Annotated in this window: 12 protein-coding genes; 6 read left to right on the forward strand and 6 right to left on the reverse strand. The window is 66.0% G+C overall.

Translation table 11 applies throughout. The features are described from left to right. Positions 1-232: 232 nt before the first annotated feature. Genes M2343_RS11265 through M2343_RS11290 form a run of 6 tightly spaced genes read left to right on the forward strand, consistent with a single transcriptional unit; the run spans position 233 to position 8099 of the window. Complete coding sequence (locus M2343_RS11265) at positions 233-322, forward strand: potassium-transporting ATPase subunit F (RefSeq protein ID WP_181560703.1); 90 nt, start codon at positions 233-235, stop codon at positions 320-322. Between the two features lie 15 nt (positions 323-337). Further along, a complete protein-coding gene (gene kdpA / locus M2343_RS11270) occupies positions 338-2041 on the forward strand; it encodes a potassium-transporting ATPase subunit KdpA (protein WP_264576722.1) in 1704 nt (567 codons plus the stop codon). A gap of 13 nt (positions 2042-2054) precedes the next feature. Further along, positions 2055-4088: a potassium-transporting ATPase subunit KdpB gene (kdpB, locus tag M2343_RS11275; RefSeq protein ID WP_264576723.1), complete on the forward strand. Its 2034-nt coding sequence runs from the start codon at positions 2055-2057 to the stop codon at positions 4086-4088. Between the two features lie 11 nt (positions 4089-4099). Beyond that, positions 4100-4690 (forward strand): potassium-transporting ATPase subunit KdpC, encoded by a 591-nt coding sequence (gene kdpC, locus M2343_RS11280; protein ID WP_264576724.1) that lies wholly within the window; start codon positions 4100-4102, stop codon positions 4688-4690. Further along, positions 4687-7356: a sensor histidine kinase gene (locus tag M2343_RS11285; RefSeq protein WP_264576725.1), complete on the forward strand. Its 2670-nt coding sequence runs from the start codon at positions 4687-4689 to the stop codon at positions 7354-7356. The genes kdpC and M2343_RS11285 overlap by 4 nt, the downstream gene beginning before the upstream one ends. Beyond that, positions 7353-8099 (forward strand): response regulator, encoded by a 747-nt coding sequence (locus M2343_RS11290; RefSeq protein WP_264576726.1) that lies wholly within the window; start codon positions 7353-7355, stop codon positions 8097-8099. Before M2343_RS11285 ends, M2343_RS11290 begins: the two co-directional genes overlap by 4 nt. A 263-nt stretch (positions 8100-8362) precedes the next feature. Here M2343_RS11290 and M2343_RS11295 read toward each other — a convergent pair whose 3' ends face one another. From M2343_RS11295 to M2343_RS11320, 6 genes are all read right to left on the reverse strand, one after another. Continuing rightward, on the reverse strand, positions 8363-10057 hold the full coding sequence (locus M2343_RS11295) for a tannase/feruloyl esterase family alpha/beta hydrolase (protein ID WP_264577549.1): 1695 nt from the start codon (positions 10055-10057) through the stop codon (positions 8363-8365). Next, a complete protein-coding gene (locus M2343_RS11300; RefSeq protein WP_264576727.1) occupies positions 10050-11651 on the reverse strand; it encodes a carboxylesterase/lipase family protein in 1602 nt (533 codons plus the stop codon). The genes M2343_RS11295 and M2343_RS11300 overlap by 8 nt, the downstream gene beginning before the upstream one ends. A gap of 59 nt (positions 11652-11710) precedes the next feature. Beyond that, a complete protein-coding gene (locus M2343_RS11305) occupies positions 11711-14560 on the reverse strand; it encodes a TonB-dependent receptor domain-containing protein (RefSeq protein ID WP_264574255.1) in 2850 nt (949 codons plus the stop codon). Between the two features lie 364 nt (positions 14561-14924). Then, positions 14925-16505 (reverse strand): glutamine-hydrolyzing GMP synthase, encoded by a 1581-nt coding sequence (gene guaA / locus M2343_RS11310; protein WP_264576728.1) that lies wholly within the window; start codon positions 16503-16505, stop codon positions 14925-14927. Between the two features lie 53 nt (positions 16506-16558). Next, entirely contained in the window at positions 16559-17134 is a 576-nt protein-coding gene (locus tag M2343_RS11315) for a hypothetical protein (RefSeq protein WP_264576729.1), read from the reverse strand. Positions 17135-17184: 50 nt separating this feature from the next. Further along, a complete protein-coding gene (locus tag M2343_RS11320) occupies positions 17185-19524 on the reverse strand; it encodes a prolyl oligopeptidase family serine peptidase (protein WP_264576730.1) in 2340 nt (779 codons plus the stop codon). Positions 19525-19539 lie beyond the last annotated feature (15 nt).

Below are 19539 nucleotides of genomic sequence, written 5' to 3' on the forward strand. Positions count from 1 at the left end.
CGCGATTCATATGCAAATACTATGCGGATCGCCTTTCCTGTCTCTCGAATTCAAATGCGGCTCTGCCTTATTTGACCTGCGGCACATGATTCGGCGCCGCATCTCCTGCGGTCTCCGACGTCGTGCAGGAGAACGATCATGCAGGATATGCTCTGGTTGGGGCTCACCCTCGGCTTGCTGGCCACAACGCTCGGTTACGCGGCGCTGTGCGACAAGGCGTAGGGAGGCGGCCATGACTATCGACCATTGGCTGGCCGCTGCGACCGCGGTCGGCCTGCTCTTCTATCTGGTGGCCGTGCTCGCACGCCCCGAACGCTTCTGATCGGGGAGCGACATCATGACAGTTCAGGGATGGATCATGATCCTCGCCTTTGTCGGCATATTGCTGGCACTGGCCAAACCCGTCGGCCTGTGGCTCTTCGCGCTCTATGAAGGGCGGCGGACGCCGCTCCATGGCCTGCTCGGGCCACTGGAGCGCGGCTTCTACCGGCTGGCGGGCATCGACCCGCAGGAGGAGCAGGGCTGGCGCCGCTATGCCGTGCACATGCTCCTGTTCAACACGGCGCTACTGGTCTTCACTTATGCGATCCTGCGCTTGCAGGGCGTGCTGCCCCTCAACCCGCTGGGCCATCCGGGGGTGAGCCAGCCGCTCGCCTTCAACACGGCAATCAGCTTCGCGACCAACACCAACTGGCAAAATTATGGCGGTGAGTCGACCATGTCGCCCCTTAGCCAGATGCTCGGCCTGACGATCCACAACTTCCTGTCGGCTGCGACCGGCATCGCGCTGGCCTTTGCGCTGTTCCGCGGGTTCGCGCGGCGGGAGGCCAAGGGCATCGGCAATTTCTGGGCCGATGTGACGCGGGTGACGCTCTATCTGCTACTGCCGCTCTGCTGCGTCATCGCGCTCTTCTATATCGCGAGCGGCGTGCCGCAGACGCTGGCGGGGTCGGTCGATGTAACGACGCTGGAAGGCGCGAGGCAGACACTCGCGCTGGGACCGGTCGCCTCGCAGGAAGCGATCAAGATGCTCGGCACCAATGGCGGCGGCTTTTTCAACGCCAACTCCGCGCATCCGTTCGAGAACCCGACGGCGCTCGTCAACTTCGTCCAGATGCTCTCGATCTTCGTGATCGGGGTGGGCCTCACCTATACCTTCGGCAAGGCTGTCGGGAACAGTCGCCAGGGCTGGGCGATCCTTGCCGCCATGATGCTGCTGTTCCTGGCCGGAACGACGATCACCTACTGGCAGGAGGCAGCGGGCAACCCCATCCTGCACAGCCTCGGCATCGCCGGCGGCAATATGGAGGGCAAGGAAGTCCGCTTCGGCATCGCCGCCTCCGCGCTCTTTTCCGTCGTCACCACGGCGGCCTCCTGCGGCGCGGTCAATGCGATGCATGACAGCTTCACCGCGCTTGGTGGCCTGATCCCGCTCTTCAACATGCAATTGGGTGAGGTTGTCGTCGGCGGCGTCGGCGCAGGCATCTATGGCTTTTTGCTGTTCGCCATCCTCGCAGTGTTCGTCGCAGGCCTGATGGTCGGGCGAACCCCGGAATATGTCGGCAAGAAGATCGAGGCTCGCGAGGTCAAGCTCGCCGTTCTCGCCATCGCGGTGCTGCCGCTCATGATCCTGGGCTTCACCGCCATCGCCTCGGTCACCGAGGCCGGGCTGGCCGGCCCGCTCAACAAGGGACCGCACGGCTTTTCCGAGATTCTCTACGCCTTCACCAGCGCGGTGGCGAACAATGGATCGGCCTTTGCCGGGCTCTCGGCCAACACGCCTTTCTACAATGGCATGCTGGGCGTCGCCATCTGGGTCGGCCGCTTCTTCGTCATCGTCCCCATGCTGGCGATTGCCGGCGGGCTGGCAGCGAAGACCTATACGCCGGAGACGGCAGGCAGTTTTCCGACCACCGGACCGCTTTGGACCGGCCTGCTGGTGGGAATCGTGCTGATCGTCGGCGGCCTCACCTTCCTGCCCAGCCTCGCCCTTGGCCCCATCGCGGATCATCTCGCGATGATCCGTGGCCAGCTTTTCTGATCGGAGCCTCTCCATGGCACGCCAAGCATCCCCATCGCTCTTCAAGGCCGATCTGATCGTCCCGGCGATCACGGACTCGGTCCGCAAACTGAACCCGCGCCAACTCATCCGTAATCCGGTGATGTTCACGACCGCCATCGTGGCGGTGCTCCTGACGGTGCTGCTCATCGTCGGTCAGGATGGCCTTGCCGCCAGCTTCAAGCTCCAGCTCGTCATCTGGCTGTGGCTGACCGTCCTCTTCGGCACCTTTGCCGAAGCGCTGGCCGAAGGTCGCGGCAAGGCGCAGGCGGCGTCCTTACGCGCGACCAAGGCGGACCTCACCGCCAAACGCCTGAAGAACGGCCAGGAGCCCGAGACCGTGCCGGCCAGCGCGCTGCGGGTCGGCGACATCGTGCTGGTCGGGACCGGCGATCTCATCCCGTCGGACGGCGAGGTGGTGTCTGGTGTCGCCTCGGTCAACGAGGCCGCGATCACCGGCGAGTCCGCGCCGGTCATCCGCGAGGCGGGCGGAGACCGGTCGGCGGTGACGGCGGGCACGCGCGTCATCTCGGACGAAATCCAGGTGCGCGTCACCGTCAATCCCGGCCAGGGATTTCTCGATCGCATGATTGCGCTGGTGGAAGGCGCAGAACGGCAGAAGACGCCCAACGAAGTCGCCCTGACGCTGCTGCTGGTCGGCCTCACCATCATCTTCCTGATCGCGGTCGGCACCATTCCCAGTTTCGCCAGCTATGCCGGCGGCGCAATCCCGGTGTCGATCCTCGCGGCCCTTCTCATCACGCTCATTCCGACGACCATCGCCGCTTTGCTCTCGGCCATCGGCATCGCCGGCATGGACCGCCTCGTTCGCTTCAATGTGCTGGCCAAGTCCGGCCGGGCTGTTGAGGCGGCCGGCGATATCGACGTGTTGCTGCTCGACAAGACCGGCACGATCACCGTCGGCGACCGGCAGGCGACGTCATTCCGGCCGGTCGGCGGGGCGACGCCGGCCCAGTTGGCACAAGCCGCCCTGCTGGCCAGTCTGGCCGATGAGACGCCGGAAGGCCGCTCGATCGTGGCGCTCGCGCGCGAGAAATTCGGTGAGGCGGCCCAAGCCCTGCCGGCCGATGCGCAGGTGATCCCCTTCACCGCGCAAACCCGGATTTCCGGCGTGGTCACGGGCGACACCACGGTCATCAAGGGCGCTGTCGATGCGGTCCTGAATGCCATGGCAGGCCCGGACAAAAGCCCCGCGGTGGCGGAACTGCGGCGCATCACCGACGAGATCGCCCGCGCCGGCGGCACGCCGTTGGCCGTCGCCAAGGACGGCGAGCTTCTGGGGGCAATCTTCCTCAAGGATGTGGTCAAGGCGGGCATCCGCGAGCGCTTCGGCGAACTGCGCAATATGGGCATCCGCACGGTGATGATTACCGGCGATAATCCGCTGACCGCCGCATCGATCGCCGCCGAGGCGGGGGTCGACGATTTCCTGGCTCAGGCGACACCGGAGGACAAGCTGGCGTTGATCCGCAAGGAGCAGCAAGGCGGCCGCCTCGTCGCCATGTGCGGTGACGGCACCAACGATGCGCCCGCGCTGGCGCAGGCCGATGTCGGCGTCGCCATGAACACCGGCACGCAGGCGGCGCGCGAGGCAGGCAACATGGTCGATCTCGACAGCGACCCCACCAAGCTGATCGAGATCGTCGGCCTCGGCAAGCAGTTGCTGATGACCCGGGGGGCGCTCACCACTTTCTCCGTCGCGAATGATGTCGCCAAATATTTCGCGATCATCCCGGCCATGTTCGTCGTGCTTTATCCGGGGCTGGGCGTGCTCAACGTCATGGGCCTCGCGACGCCGCAGAGCGCCATCCTGTCAGCGATCATCTTCAACGCCCTCATCATCCCGCTGCTGGTGCCCCTCGCGCTCAAGGGGGTGACCTACAAGCCGATCGGCGCCGGTCCGCTGCTGGCGCGCAATCTCGCCATCTACGGCCTGGGCGGCCTGATCGCGCCCTTCGCCGGCATCAAGCTCATCGACCTGGCCGTCAACGGCCTTGGCCTCGCCTGAGGAACAGACGCATGAACAAGGACATTCTCACCGCGCTCAGACCGGCTTTGGTCATGACAGCGCTCTTCGCCCTCCTGCTGGGGCTCGCCTATCCACTCGCGCTCACCGGCATCGGCCAGCTGATCTTTCCATCACAGGCCAATGGCAGCCTGGTCGAACAGAAGGGCAAGCCGGTCGGCTCGCGCCTGATCGGGCAGGCGTTCACGGCGGATCGCTATTTCCACCCCCGCCCCTCGGCGGCGGGCGACGGCTATGATGGCATGGCATCTTCCGGCTCCAACCTCGGCCCGACCAGCCGCGCGCTCATCGACCGTGTGCAGGCAGACATAGCCACGCTGGAACGGACCAATCCCGGCAAGCGGGTGCCGGCCGATCTGGTCACGGCATCCGGCTCAGGCCTCGATCCGCACATCACCCCGCAGGCGGCCTACTATCAGGTGGACCGGATTGCCCGTGCGCGCGGCTGGGACGCAGCCAGGGTCCGGTCCCTTGTCGACCAGAGCATCGAACAACCGCTGCTCGGTGTTCTGGGTGAGCCGCGCGTCAATGTGCTGGAAATCAATCGACGTCTGGACGGAATCGGCGCTACCACGCCGTCATGAGCGATCCAGACCGCCGCGATCCGGAAGCCTTTCTGCGTCAGGCGACGCAGGAAGGTCGCGGCCGTCTCAAGATCTTCCTGGGAGCTGCTCCGGGCGTCGGCAAAACCTACGAGATGCTGACCGACGGCATGCAGCGGCTCAGGGCCGGGATCGACGTCGTGGTCGGCATCGTCGAGACCCATGGCCGCAAGGAGACCGAGGCGCTGCTGATCGGGCATGAGGTCATCCCCCGCCGCGCCGTCGAGCATAAAGGGCACCGGCTCGGCGAGATGGACATCGACGCCATCCTCGCACGCCGCCCCCAGCTCGTGCTTGTGGATGAGCTGGCGCACAGCAATGCGCCGGGCAGCAGGCATCCCAAACGCTATCAGGATGTCGAGGAACTGCTGGATGCGGGCATCGACGTCTATTCCACGGTCAATATCCAGCATGTCGAGAGCCTCAACGACGTCGTCGCCTCCTTCACCCGCGTCCATGTGCGCGAGACCGTGCCCGATTCCATCCTCGAAATGGCCGAGATCGAGGTGGTCGATATTCCGCCGGACGAACTGATCGAGCGCCTGAAAGAGGGCAAGGTCTATATTCCGCAGGAAGCGAGCCGCGCGCTCAACCATTTCTTCTCGAAGTCCAACCTCGCGGCCCTACGCGAGATGGCGCTGCGGCGCGCCGCACAGGCCGTCGATGCCCAGATGCTCGATTATGTGCGCGCCCATGCCCTGGCCGGCAGCTTCGCGGCGGGGGAACGCGTTCTGGTCGCGATCAGTGAAGTCACCAGCGCGCAGGGCCTCGTCCGCGCGGCCAAGCGGCTCGCCGATGCGCTCAAGGCGCCCTGGTCCGCCGTCCATATCGAGACGCAGCGCAGCCTCTCCTTCACCCCCAAAGAGCGGGAGCAACTGGCCGACACCATGGCGCTCGCATCCCGCCTCGGCGCCACGACCGCGACCATCCCCGCGACCTCCGTCGTCGAGGGGCTGAAAGATTATGTGGCCGACGCCCGCGCGACCCAGATCGTGATCGGCAAATCGGCGCGCCCCTGGTGGTTCGAGCTGCGCCATGGCTCCGTCGTCGACAAGCTGGTGCGCGAGATCGGGGATGTCGCGGTGCATGTCCTGCCCGGCGACGCCGTCACGCCCGGCCCGCAGGCGGTGCGCCAGCGTTTTCGCCAGGGATGGGGCAAGCCGTCCCACTATCTCTGGTCGGCGGTGATGATTGCCGCGATGACAGCGCTCGGCAGGCTGCTCATCGAGGCGATCGACCTTAGCAATATCGCGCTCATGTACCTCGTGCCCGTCATGTTCGCCGCCGCCAGCTATGGCCTGCGGGCGGGGCTGGTCTCCGGCCTGCTTTCGAGCCTCGCCTATAACTTCTTCTTCCTGCCGCCCACCGGCACGCTAACGGTCAATAATCCCGAGAATGTCGTCAGCATTCTGGTGCTGCTGGGTGTGGCGATCGTGACCAGCCAGTTCGCCGCGCGCGTCCGCGCCCAGGCCGATCTTGCCCAGTCCAGCGCGCGCCAGAACGCGGCGCTCGCCGGGTTTTCGCGCCAGCTCACCGCCTCGGCGAGCCAGGAAGAGCTGATGCACGCCATCTGCGCGGAAGTCGGCCGCCTGCTCCAGCTGCGCACCGTGCTGCTGCTGCCATCTCCGGACGGGCCGCAATTGCGCGCGGCGGTGCCGCCGGAGGATCGGCTCGAACAGATCGAGAAGGCGGCCGCGCAATGGGCGATGGACAATGAGCAGCCGGCCGGGCGCGGATCGTCCACGCTTACCGCGTCGGACTGGCTGTTCCATCCGCTGCGGACCCAGCGGGGGGTGCTCGGGGTGCTGGGTCTGGCCCGGGAAGACGCGGGCCCACCGCTGCGCTCCGATCAGGTTCCGCTTCTGATGAGCCTGCTCGATCAGGCCTCCATCGCCTTCGATCGCATGGCGCTGGAGCAGGAGATGCTGGATGCGCGGCAGATCAAGGAGCGCGACCGGCTGCGCGCGGCGCTGCTCTCCTCGGTCAGCCACGATTTACGGACACCGCTGACGACCATTCTCTCCGCGGTCCACGAGTTGAAACGCCGGCATCCCTCCGATCTGCTCGACACTGTCGATGCCGAAGCGCAAAGGCTCAACCGCTTTGTCGCCAACCTGCTGGACATGGCGCGGGTGGAAGCGGGCGCCTTGCCGCTCAAGGTCGAGCCGACCGACCTCTTTGATGCTGTCGCCGGCGCCGTGCATGATACGCGCCAGTCCCTGCAGGGCCATGCGGTCGAGGTGGAGATCGCGCCCGACATTCCGCTGGTTCGTGTCGACCCGACGCTGCTTCACCACTGCCTCATCAACCTGCTGGATAATGCCGGCCGCTATGCTCATCCCGGAACGCCCGTGATCGTGCGCGGCCAGCGCCTGCCCGATGCGATCGCCCTGTCGGTGGTCGATGAAGGGCCGGGCATTCCGGCGGGCGCAGAAGCGCGGGTGTTCGACACCTTTACGCGGCTGGAAGGCTCCGACCGGGCCAAGCATGGCACCGGCCTCGGCCTCGCCATCGTGAAAGGCTTTGCCGAGGCCATGGGCCTGACGGTGTCCGCCGCCAACAATGCCGAGCCGCGCGGCGCCACCTTCACGATCATGATCCCGCAAGCGCTGATCATCTCCGACGTCCCCCATGAGGATCTCTTATGAACGTCCGCCACAAGGTGCTGATCGTCGATGACGAGCCGCATATCCGCAAACTGATCCACACCGCGCTGGCCCGCGCCGATTACGCCATCGTCGAAGCGGAGAATGCGCGCGAAGCGATGGAGCGGCTGAAGGCGGAGCGACCGGACATCAGTCTCCTCGATCTGGGATTGCCCGACCGCGATGGCCTCGAACTGGTGCCGCTGTTCAAGCAGCAGTCGGAAACGACGCTGATCATCGTCTCAGCCCGCGACGCGACGGACCAGAAGGTCGCCGCGCTCGATCTGGGTGCCGACGATTATCTGACCAAGCCGTTCGATACCGACGAATTGCTGGCGCGCGTGCGCGTGGCGCTGCGCAATCGCATGGCCAAGGAGGGCGGCGTGTCCATGGTACGGGCGGGCGACGTGGAAATCGATCTTTTGAACAGGGTCGTGCTGAAGGCGGGGAAGGAAGTGCACCTGACGCCCAAGGAATATACCGTGCTCGCGCAGCTCGCCAAATTCCCCGGCCGCGTGATCACGCATCATCAGATCATGGCCCATGCCTGGCCGCACGAAAAGGAGCACCATGTGGAGTATCTGCGCGTGCTCATCCGCACGCTGCGCCAGAAGCTGGAAGCCGATCCCCAGCGTCCCCGGATCATCGGCAACGAGCTTGGCATCGGCTATCGCCTGCGCTTCAATGTCGAAGGCGAGACGGAAGAGTTCGCCGCAGGAGACACGGCGGCGAGGTTCGGCGGATAAGGAGCGGGCGAACCGCTGCCGGATCAATCCAGCGCGGCGCCCCCCGATCTGCGCCAAGGCTGCGGCACGCTTGCGCTCGCTCCCCGGGCACAGCAGCGCATTGCCAATCAGCGGCAGGCGTTCGTCGGGGTGGGAGACGCTCATGACGACCGTGACCATTGTCTCCTCGCGCAGGCCGGCAGCTTATCAGATCGCGGCGGTATCACGCGTTGTGATTCCATCCACCCTTCTGGCCCGCCGCGCGCGGGTCAGGAGCGCACAGATCAGCCCCCCGTCCGCGGGCGCGCCTTGGCGTGGGAGCCAGGCCAGTCGAAGCCGTCTTGCGGCTCCGACTTGGGTGCGACCGGCTCGAAGGAAGCTGCCGCATTCACGTCGCCGCCCCGGTAACGGGTGAGCATGGGATAGGCATAAAGCGGCCGGTGGCGCACCACGCCCGTATTGAGGCGCGCGCTGGCGACCACGGCGTCCGGCGCCTTGCCTTCTTCCACCCACAGCACCACGGCCCCGAGGAAATCCTGATCATAGGGGATATAGCCGCCCGCGCAGTGATAGCCGCCGGGCACGAGGAACATGCGGGCGAATGCGCGGACCGCATCCAGGCCACCGGCATGGTCGCGCACGGCCTGATAATAATCGAGCATGCCATAGGCGCCGGCGGCGTTGTCCGCCACGCCCTGCCACATCAGCAGCTTGCCGCCCGCGTCGCGGAAGGCCGAAAGGTCCGGGTTGCCGGCATCGTAGAGTTCGCCCCCCTTGAGCAGCCGCTGCAGGCTTTCGCGGGAGAAAGTCCAGTCGCGCCAGGTGAACTCGGCCGGGAGTTCGCCTTGCAGCAGCAGATATTGCAGGAAGGATTGTGCCGCGAACTTGCCTGTCTGCGTCGGCGCGCCCCGGCCAACCCAGCCCAGTTCGGCGCCATAAGGCGCGCCGCCGGGGAAGAGCGCCTGACCGCCGACATCGGTCGGGCCGCGATAATAAGCGCGGGCAGCGGCAACCTGATCGGCGTTGAGGCAATTGGCCTGCGCCGCCACGCCCGGACGGCAGGCGAGCTTTGCCGGGTCGTATCGGCAGCGGCGCGGATCGTCGATCTGGCCATCGGTGATGCCATCCAGCCCGTCGCAGGCCTTGATGACGGCGGCATGCAGCAGTTCGACAGCCTGCGGCGTGAAAATCTCGCGCCCATCGGGATAAAGCCCCTGCTGCGCTTCCCACAGGAAGAGCTGCATCGCCGCCGGCATGGCGACGGAGGAGCCGGCCACGACGCCATCGAAATCGTCCGGATGACGCTGGACCTCCATCAAGGCTTCCCGCCCGCCGCCCGAGCAGCCGACGAAATAGCTGTAAGCCGGGGGCGCGCCGTAAAATTGCGCGACGATCGCCTTGGACGCGACGGCGACGGCGTGGGCGGCCTTGTGCGCGAATTGCTCCCGCAATTCCGGCGCGCCGACGGCCCATGTGCCATCGCCGATGCCGGCACTGTGATGGCCGCCATTGTTGAAGGCCACGGCAAAGCTGCCATCGGCGATATGCGCATTGCTGCAGAGCGGCGTCACCTCGCGGCCGATGACTCCGCACATGCCCCCGCAGCCCCCTTGCAGGAACCGCCCGGCATAGCCGGCCAGCGGTAGGCGCAGCTCAAACTCGGTCTGCGGTGCCGAATAAGCCTTGACGAGGCAGACGCCCGGTGTCGCCGCGCTGGCGCCTTCCACCGTCGCCGAGCGCACGCGATAGACGATGTCCTCCGCTTGCTGGGAGACCGGCTTGACGAGGTCACCGCAGGGCATTTGCGGCGCACTGGCCGGGCGAGCCGGAAGCGTGAACGGCGTGGCCTCGCTCTTCGGTGCGGCCATGGCATGTGACGCGCCGACAAGGGCCACCAGCATGAGCAGGAGCAAAGCAAGCACGGTCTGCGTGGCAGGACGAGCGGACGTCACAGCCCGGATGGGGAAGGCCTTAGGCATAGTGGGCAATCAGCGTCTGCTCGGCACCGAGCGGATCGGCGGTGGCTGCGTACTCCGTGCCGAACACCATGGTCATCCGCTGGTCCTGTCCATAAGCCGGCCAGAGCGGCAGGCAATCGCCATTCGGATCGCCGGTCCGCGCGAAATTGGCCCAATAGCGGCTCATGCCGTCGGCCAGATGCTGGGCATTCGCCATGCGCTCGCCGACGCTGCCATAGCTTTCCGTCACCATATCGAACACCATCGGCACCTCGATGCCGTGCGGACTGCGCATCCGCCCGCCCTGCGCCGGGGACTGCCAGTTGACGAGATAGGCATAGGCCGGCTTCGTCGCGCCCGCCGCGCGGGTTTCCGCGACGATGCGGGCATTGCGGCCCATGCCGGCCTCGGTCGTGATGGCGAAGAAGATGTCGCTCGCCGTGGCCTTGGGGTGCAGTTTGCGGAACCCCTCGATCAGCGGTGCCGGCGATGCCACGCGGCCCTCCAGCGCCCCCGGCAGGCTCGTCCAGTCGAGATCGAAGGCGCCGGGCGGCGGAAACAGCACGGTGGTCTCCGCGCTGGTGTGGCCGACCATCACCGGAATGTCGGGCGAGACCGCCGGAAGATCGGGCGCAAACGGTGTCCGCGCCACGACGGTGCCATCGGCGACCAGCCCCGGCCCGCGCACCGGGTTGCCGCCGGTGATCTCCTGCAGGCCGGCAAGGAGGCGCTCGATGGGGATGGCGCGCAGCGCGTCGACGTCCCCGGCCCGCACACCCACGGCCTTGCACAGCGAGGCGGTGATCCGCTCCGCCTCGTCCCGCGCGACAGTGGTGGTGCCAAAGCCGCTCTGCAGGATCGCGCGATGGAACAGCCCGTTGGCCGCCGGCATCGCCATCAGGCCCGCAACCTTCAGGCCGCCGCCGGAGTGGCCGAAGATCGTCACATTCTGCGGATCGCCACCGAACGCGGCGATATTGTCGCGCACCCATTGCAGGGCGGCGACCATATCGAGCTGGCCGGGATTGGCGGCGACGCTGCGATCGCGGGTGAGATCGCCGAAATAGAGATAGCCGAACAGGTTGAGCCGGTGATTGACGGCCACGACGACAACGTCCTGCCGCGCCGCCAGATTGCGCCCGTCGGTGACCGGCGTCGCGCCCGAGCCCACCGCCAGGCCGCCGCCGTGCAGCCACACCATCACCGGGCGCTTCTTCCCGTCTGCAAGGCCGGGGGTCCAGACATTGAGCGCGAGGCAATCCTCGCCGGATGCCTTGGGCTCACGCCAGGAGGAGAAGCCCGGTCCGTCCGGCCCATCGGGCAGTTGCGGGCTGCGCAGGCCATAGTCGAGCGCATCGCGCACGCCGCTCCAAGCCTGGGGCGGCTGCGGGGCAGCAAAGCGGTTCCGGCCCGCCGTCGAGGCGCCATAGGGAATACCGCGGAAGACATTGACGCCATATTCGCACCGCCCACGAACCTGCCCGTGCGTGGTCGTTGCGATCGGTGCCGCTGCGGCCAGTACGGGACGGGCAAGCAGTCCGCCCAGCCCCGCCGCACAGCTTATCGAAAAAGCCCGGCGGCTGATGCCTTTGGCCGGAAAAGCATCCTCGCGCATTGCGCCCTCTCCATAAAAAGCGAAAGCCCCGGCCGAGGTCGGGGCTTTCAGGATTTTGATCAGAAGACGACCCGTGCGCCCATGCGGTAACGACGCCCGACATTGTCATAATAGACGGCGTTGTTGTTGCCGTTCCAGTAGGGCGGCGGCATCACGTCGAACAGGTTGTAGACGTTGGCGAACAGCTCAACCTTCTTGCTGCCTTCGCTCATCAGATCGAACGTCACGCCGACGTTCGTGTAGAAGCGCGACGGCACGCGGTTGGTGTTGATGCTGTTGGGCAGGGTGATGCTGTAACCGGCATCTTCCGGACCGATCAGCGTCGCATCATATTTACCGCTCGAGAGATAGCGGCCCTGCAGGTTCACACCCAGGCGACCCATATCGAGGCTCACCATGCCATCAAGGATCCAGGACGGGATACCGGACGCGCTGTTGTCCCCGGCGCGATCGATGCCCGGCAGGGCGCTGTTGGTGAAGTCGATCGTGTGGGTGGCGAGCAGCCGGAAATCGACCGAACGCTCACCGCCGAACGGCAGGTTGTACCCAGCCTCGAAGTCGACGCCGCGCAGCTGCTGACGATTGAGGTTCAGGAAGAGAACCGAAATCGTGTCCACGAAGTTGTTGGCGTCGCGCTGGACCAGCGAGCAGACATCGGCAGCACCGGTCGTGTTGCAGGTGTTGAGGATGACCTGCGCCGACAGCGTAGCAATCGCGTCGTTGATGCGGATGTTATAATAGTCCGCGGAGAAGCGCAGGCCCTGCAATGCGCCCTGCGGCTGCAGGGTAAAGCCAGCGGTGAACGTGTTGGCCGTTTCCGGACGCAGCCGGACATTGCCGCCGGTAAGCACGTTCATGAACTTCTCGGCGCCCTTGACCGTGTCATAGAACACGCCGACCCCGCTGACGGGCGTCGTGAACAGCTCGGACGTGTTGGGCGCACGGAAGTCGCGCGAGTAGGTCGTCCGCAGCATCGCCCAGTTGACCGGCTTGTAGGTCGCGCCGACCTTCCACGTGGTGGCGTTGAACGTGTTGCTGCCTGCGGCGCCTTCGTTCTTGTAATGGGCCTGGCGGATCGCGCCGTTCAGGTCCAGCGACCCGACAGCGCTCTCGCGCAGCAGGGGCACGCCCAGCTCGACATAGCCTTCGACGACGCTGGTGTTACCGGCCGACGGCGTCTGGTTGAACACGTAGAAGCCGTTGGCGGCCGAAATCGGATCGACCCTGATGTCGAGCGTGTTGCGACGCCCTTCCACACCGACCGCGAAGGCGACCGGGCCGGCCCAGGTCTCAAACGGCGTGCCGTTGATGTTCACAGCGCCAGCAAGCTGGGTGTACTTGTTGTCCTGCCAGGTGGTGCCGAAGGCGTAGTTCTTCGCGGCCTGCGAATATTGGCCCTGACCCAGGATGTTGAGCGCGACGCACGACGGATCGTTATTGTTGGGATTGCTGTCCGCATTGATCCGGCAGATCGGGCCATTGGGGCCGGCCACCGCGTCGACGGCATTGGCGTAGCGCGCATTGATGCGATTGTTGATGGTGTTCTGCTTGTAAGCCGTCTCACCATATTGCGCATGAGCATCCCACGACCAGCCGCCGCCCAGATCGCCCTGTGCGCCGCCGACGATGCGATAGGTGTCACGGATCGACGTGCTGTCCATGCGGCCGAAATCGACGCCGAGCTTGCCGACGCTGATCGCGGCGATGCCGTTGTTCTGCATCGTGGTACGGATGGAGGCGGGCAGGAAGGGATTGTCGACGGCAATGTTGGAAGCCGCGCGAATTTCCGGGCCCCGCGTGAAGCCATCGACATGGCCATAGCTGCCTTCGAGGAAGGCGGTGAAGGCTGGCGAGAACTCATATTCCAGATGCGCGAAGGTGTTGTAGCGCGTCACCGGGATGGAGAGGAGCGGATCGTCGAAGAAGGCGTTGAGGCCTTCGCCCGAGCCGCCCTGCTGGAAGAGGCCGCTGGCGTTCTGGCCGTAGACGAACTGCGTGGGCGAGCCATTGGGGCCGAACTGAATGCCGTCCAGCACACCGCCGCGCGCCGGCGTGGACGTGCCTGCGCCGTTGATGGTCGCGGTGATAAGGCCGCCCGGGGTCAGCGTCGCGGTGCGCATGCCGGTGATGATGTTGTGAGCGGGACGACCGCCGAGGCCCGGCACGTTGGTCAGGTCGCCCACTTCATTGCCGCAGAAATCGCGGGTGTAGCAGCCACCGGTGCCTTCGTCCTTGTTATACTCGGCGCCGAAGATGAAGCGACCGCGATCATCGGCGAAGCGCTTGCCCGCGCCGATCTGCCAGAAATACTGGTCGCCATCGCCGCGATCGGTCACGCCGTAGCCGGCCGTCGCCTTGAGCCCATCGAGACGGGTGTCGAGACGCAGGTTGATCACGCCCGAGACAGCGTCCGAACCATAAGCAGCCGACGCGCCGCCGGTGACGATTTCCGTGCTGCGGATCAGCAGGGTCGGCATCATGTTGAGGTCGATGCTGCCGGTCGAGGTGCTGGGCGTGAAGCGCCGGCCATCGAGCAGCACCAGCGTGCGCGAGGCACCGAGACCGCGCAGATCCGAGATGCGGGCGCCGGCATTGGCCGGGAAGATGTTCTGCGTGTTCGGCGTGCTGGACGGCCGGAAGGACGGCAGCTGGGCCAGCGCCTCACCGACGGTGGGCGACGCGATCTTTGCGATCCGGTCCGCATCCATCACCGTGACCGGAGTCGGCGCGGTAAAGCCGGTGGCGCTCAGGCGCGTGCCGGTAACCACGATGCTTTCGGCGTCGGCCTCATCGGCCTGGGGCGCGTCCTGCGCCATCGCCGGCACGCTTGCCGCCACCGCGCAGATTGCTGCCGTGATCAGCAGAGAATCGCGCAATCCGCGCGTTTTGGCTGAGACTCGCTCGTTCATAACATCCCCTCTTTCGGACAATTGCGCCCGCCTCCCTGGCGAGCATGCTCGATTCAATCGATTGCAGACCATTATCTGTCAAATGTTGTTGAGATGTCAATATATGATGTAGAAACTTCAACAAATAGCCCGCACGCTAGCGGCAGATTTTCGTGCTTTCCGTTGAAATCACGCCAATTTTCCAAGCCGGAATTTTCGGTCAACCGCCATTATTTGTCGGCGTAATTGGAAGCGGGACGGCATCAAGCTGTCACGATCACCGCCGAGCGGCCGGGATCGCTAATTCGCGCGTAGATAAAAGCCAACCCGGAGGCTCGCGGCCTCCGGGAGTTAGCAAGATACCCGTGCGTAGCTTATGCCGATTTCATTCCCACTCGATCGTGCCCGGCGGCTTGCTGGTATAGTCGTACACCACCCGGTTTATGCCCTGCACCTCGTTGATGATCCGCGTCGCCACGCGGCTGAGGAAGGCGGCGTCGAAGGGGTAGATGTCGGCCGTCATGCCGTCAGTGGAGGTCACCGCGCGCAGGGCGAGGACATTGTCATAGGTCCGCCCGTCGCCCATCACGCCGACGCTGCGCACCGGCAGCAGCACCGCGAAGGCCTGCCAGATCGCGTCATAGAGCCCGGCGTTGCGGATTTCCTCGAGGTAGATGGCGTCCGCCTTGCGCAGCACGTCGCAGCGCTCCTTGGTCACCTCGCCGGGGATGCGGATTGCGAGGCCCGGCCCGGGGAAGGGATGGCGGCCGACGAAGATGTCCGGCAGACCAAGCTCGCGGCCCAGATCGCGCACTTCATCCTTGAACAGTTCGCGCAGCGGCTCGACCAGCTTCATGTTCATGCGCTCAGGCAGCCCGCCGACATTGTGGTGGCTCTTGATCGTCACGCTCGGCCCGCCGGTGAACGAGACGCTCTCGATCACGTCCGGGTAGAGCGTGCCCTGCGCGAGAAAATCCGCGCCGCCGATCTTGCGGGCTTCCTCCTCGAACAGGTCGATGAACGCCTTGCCGATGAACTTGCGCTTGGCCTCCGGGTCGGTGACGCCGGCGAGGCCGCCGAGGAAGGTCTCGCTCGCATCCACATGCACCAGCGGGATGTTGTAATGCCCCCGAAATAGGCTGACGACCTGCTCGGCCTCGGCATGGCGCATCAGGCCATGATCGACGAATACGCAGGTCAGCTGCTCGCCGATCGCCTCATGGATCAGCACCGCGGCAACCGCCGAATCCACGCCGCCGGAAAGGCCGCAGATCACCCGGCCGGAGCCGACCTGCTCGCGGATTTCCTTGATCTTGGTCGCGCGGAATTCCGCCATCGTCCAGTCGCCGGCACAGCCGCAGACATGGCGCACGAAATTGGCGATCAGCTTGCCCCCGTCCGGCGTATGCACCACCTCGGGGTGGAACTGCGTGCCATAATAGCGCTTCTCGTCATTGGCGATGAGCGCGAAGGGCGCGCCGTCCGATGTCGCCACGATGCGGAAGCCCTGCGCGAACTTGGTCACCTTGTCGCCATGGCTCATCCACACCTGATGGCGCTCGCCCGTCTCCCACAGTCCGTCGAACAGCACGCAGGGCTCGGTGACGGTAAGGAAGGCGCGGCCGAACTCGCCGCCCTCGCCCGTCTCATGGCCGGGCCGCACTTCACCACCGAGCTGGTGGCTCATCACCTGCTGGCCGTAGCAGATGCCGAGGATCGGCAGGCCGCTCTCGAACAGCTCCTGCGGCGCGCGCGGGCTCCCCTCGTCGCACACACTGGCGGGCGAACCGGAGAGAATGATGCCGCGCGGCTTCATCCGCTGGAAGGCGGCCAGCGCCTGCGTAAACGGGGCGATCTCGGAATAGACCCCGGCTTCGCGCACGCGACGCGCAATGAGCTGCGTCACCTGGCTGCCGAAGTCGACGATGAGGATGGAATCGGGGTGAGCTGAGGAATGTGCTGACATGGGCAGCGGATAAGACGGGCAGGCTGGCCTGTCCAGCCTGTCCGCAAGCCTCGTCAGCCGAAGGTGACGCCGTCCACCCGGCCATCGTCCCAGATGCAGCGGAAACTGCGCAGGCGGCCTTCGCCGGCCCTGAAGTTCGACCGCATGCTTAGCGTGCCGGTCACATCCCAGCCGGAACCGAACGGCCGCGCGCCGGTGATGTCCCGCACCTCGGCATAATTGCCATCGCGCGAGGCCTGATCGCGCGCCGCGATGGCGCAGGCGTCGACCGCCGCGTCTTCATCCTCGAGCGCCTGCCCCGTGGGGCGCCCATCATAGCCGTCGTCATAGCGGTCATTGCCATAATCGCCGGCACGATCATCATAGCGCGGATCATAACCACGATCGCCCGGGCGGCGCGTGGGATAACGGTCCGCATCGCGCTGCCTGGCAGCCGCCGTCGCGATCGCCGCGATCAGCCCGACGCCGATGATAGCGCCAATGACGGCGCCGCTATTGTCATGTCCGCGATGATGGCGCGGATACCGATCCCAGCGGCCATCATAGCCGCGCGCAGAGGCGGGCGTCGCAGAGCCCATGACCATCGCCCCGGCCGCAGCGGCCAAGGCAAGCTTGGAGTGAACGTTCATCGGCAGATCGCTTCCTGGCAACACCGGCAACAGCATCGCCGGCCAGAGCGTTATCGCACCGGGCCGATGAGCGCGGGCTGAATAGCGGCCGAGCCCGCATTGGCGTCATCTGTCGGTGCGCCGGAGCGGTCAGACCGCTGCCGTAGCGTCAGGCCGGTCCAATAGGCCGCAAAGCTGTACATATCCGCATATTCGTCGACGATTTTGTCGGTCGGGCGATTGATGCCGTGGCCTGTGCCGGTGTCCACGCGAATCAGCCTTGGCCTCCCGCCGAGCGCCGCCGCCTGCAGGGCTGCGGCATATTTGAAGCTGTGGCCGGGCACCACCCGGTCGTCGCTATCCGCCGTGGTCACAAGAATGGCGGGATAGTCCGCCTCGCTGCGGATATTGTGATAGGGCGAGTAAGCCAGCAGCGTGCGGAAATCCGCCTCCCGGTCGGGCCGGCCATAATCGTCCACCCAGAAGGCGCCGGCCGTGAACTGGTCGAACCGCAGCATGTCCATCACGCCGACACCCGGCAGGGCGGCGGCGAACAGGTCGGGCCGCTGATTCACCACGGCCCCCACCAGCAGGCCGCCATTGGAGCGCCCCTCAATGGCCAGCTGGTTGTCGCCGGTGTAGCCCTGGCCTTTGAGATATTCGGCCGCCGCGATGAAATCATCGAAGGTCGTCTGCTTGTTGGCGCCCCGCCCGGCGTCGTACCAGGCCTTGCCGAACTCCCCGCCGCCTCGCACGCCGGCAATGGCGAGCACGCCGCCCTGCTCGACCCAGGCAAAGCGGGTGGGCGAGAAGCTGGGCGTTTGCGCGACATTGAAGCCACCATAGCCATAGAGCAGGGTCGGCGCAGGCGTGCCCGCGCGGGCAAGGTCGCGCCGGCGCACGATGAACATCGGCACCGCTATGCCATCGCGCGCGGGATAGAAGACCTGCTCCGTCACATAATCCGCCGGATCGAAGCCGAGTGCGGAGCGCGCGAAGATGCTGGTTTCGCCGGTCTCGACATTGAAGCGGTAGATCGTCGGCGGCTGGGTGAAGCTGGAGAAGGCGTAGAAGGTTTCCGGATCACCGGGCCGGCCGCTGAAGCCTGCGGCTGCGCCCAGCCCGGGCAGCGGCACATCGCCCTCACGCTTGCCGGCGAGATCCGTGATTTCGGCGACGATCCGCCCATCGACGATATAAGCCAGCACAAGGCGGCTGCCGATCATCGAGCCACCGGCCAGCGTCTGCGCCCGCTCCGCGACGACCTCGACCGGGCGACGGCGCGGATGGCCGGCATCGATGGTCACGATCCGTCCGTTGGGCGCCTTTGCATCCGTGCGGAAATAGAGCCGATCGCCAAGCTGGCCGATCATCTGCCACGCATTGCGCAGTCCCCGCACCAGCGTCACGCGCCGGGCGTCCGGCACGGTCAGCGGGATCAGCACCAGTTCGGCGGTCTGCTCGGTGCCCATTTTCGAGCTGATCAGCAGCCAGCGACCGTCCGCCGTCACCTCGGCGCGGTGAAGCAGCCGGGGCCGATCCGGCGTGGCATAGACCAGCCGGTCCTGCGCCTGCTCGGTGCCCAGCGTGTGAAACCAGACCTGCTGGTTCTCGAACGAGGGATCACGCCCGCCCTCGGTCGGCGCGGCAAAGCGCGCATAATAAAAGCCGCTGCCCTCGTGATTCCAGGCCAGCGCCGAATAGCGCACCCAGGCCACCTGGTCAGGCATCAGCGCGCCGCTCTCGACATCCAGCACCCGCACGGTCCGCCAGTCGCTGCCCCGCTCCTGAAGCGCCAGCAGCAGCGCTCGCCCGTCCCGCGAAGGCAGCCACTCGGCGAGCGCAACCGAGCCGTCGGTGGAGAGCCTGTTGGGATCGATCAGCAGACGCTCCGCCCCATTCACGCCCTCGCGCACATAGATGGGCGAGAAATTCTCGCCCTTGCTGCGCGTATAGAAATAGCGCTCGCCGGCCTTGCGCGGGTTCCCGAAGCGCTCAAAGCCATGCAGCGTCGCCATGCGGGCGCGCAACGCCTCCCGGCCCGGCAAGGATTTGAGGTAGCGGAAGGTCGTCTCATTCTCCGCCGCAATCCACGCCTGCACATCGGCATCGTGGCGCGGGTCGCCCTCCAGCCAGCGATAGGGATCGGCGACCGGTACGCCAAAATGCGTCTCGGTCAGGTCGAGGCGGCGGGCTTGCGGGTAGCTAAGCGCTGGCAGGCGGGGCGCCGGGCCGATCCGGAGCGCACCCGGCTTAGCGGCAGAATCCACGGCCCGACCCGCGGCTGCGTCCGTCGTGATGACGACGGCGGCGTCCTCGGCCGCAGCAACGCCCGGCTGCGCCTGCGCAGGCAGCGCCAGGAAAGCCAGGAGCAGGGCGGCAACAGGCAGGCGAAAGGAAACGGCCAACATCCTCAATGCCCTTGG

It is taken from the genome of Sphingobium sp. B8D3B, from assembly GCF_025961875.1.
GTDB lineage: Bacteria > Pseudomonadota > Alphaproteobacteria > Sphingomonadales > Sphingomonadaceae > Sphingobium.

Bases quoted from the DNA above. Each gene is read 5' to 3' on its own strand.
- kdpA (WP_264576722.1), top strand. From the start codon at position 338: ATGACAGTTCAGGGATGGATCATGATCCTCGCCTTTGTCGGCATATTG.
- M2343_RS11290 (WP_264576726.1), top strand. From the start codon at position 7,353: ATGAACGTCCGCCACAAGGTGCTGATCGTCGATGACGAGCCGCATATC.
- kdpC (WP_264576724.1), top strand. From the start codon at position 4,100: ATGAACAAGGACATTCTCACCGCGCTCAGACCGGCTTTGGTCATGACA.
- guaA (WP_264576728.1), bottom strand. From the start codon at position 16,505: ATGTCAGCACATTCCTCAGCTCACCCCGATTCCATCCTCATCGTCGAC.
- kdpB (WP_264576723.1), top strand. From the start codon at position 2,055: ATGGCACGCCAAGCATCCCCATCGCTCTTCAAGGCCGATCTGATCGTC.
- M2343_RS11315 (WP_264576729.1), bottom strand. From the start codon at position 17,134: ATGAACGTTCACTCCAAGCTTGCCTTGGCCGCTGCGGCCGGGGCGATG.
- M2343_RS11265 (WP_181560703.1), top strand. From the start codon at position 233: ATGACTATCGACCATTGGCTGGCCGCTGCGACCGCGGTCGGCCTGCTC.
- M2343_RS11320 (WP_264576730.1), bottom strand. From the start codon at position 19,524: ATGTTGGCCGTTTCCTTTCGCCTGCCTGTTGCCGCCCTGCTCCTGGCT.
- M2343_RS11305 (WP_264574255.1), bottom strand. From the start codon at position 14,560: ATGAACGAGCGAGTCTCAGCCAAAACGCGCGGATTGCGCGATTCTCTG.
- M2343_RS11295 (WP_264577549.1), bottom strand. From the start codon at position 10,057: ATGCCTAAGGCCTTCCCCATCCGGGCTGTGACGTCCGCTCGTCCTGCC.
- M2343_RS11300 (WP_264576727.1), bottom strand. From the start codon at position 11,651: ATGCGCGAGGATGCTTTTCCGGCCAAAGGCATCAGCCGCCGGGCTTTT.
- M2343_RS11285 (WP_264576725.1), top strand. From the start codon at position 4,687: ATGAGCGATCCAGACCGCCGCGATCCGGAAGCCTTTCTGCGTCAGGCG.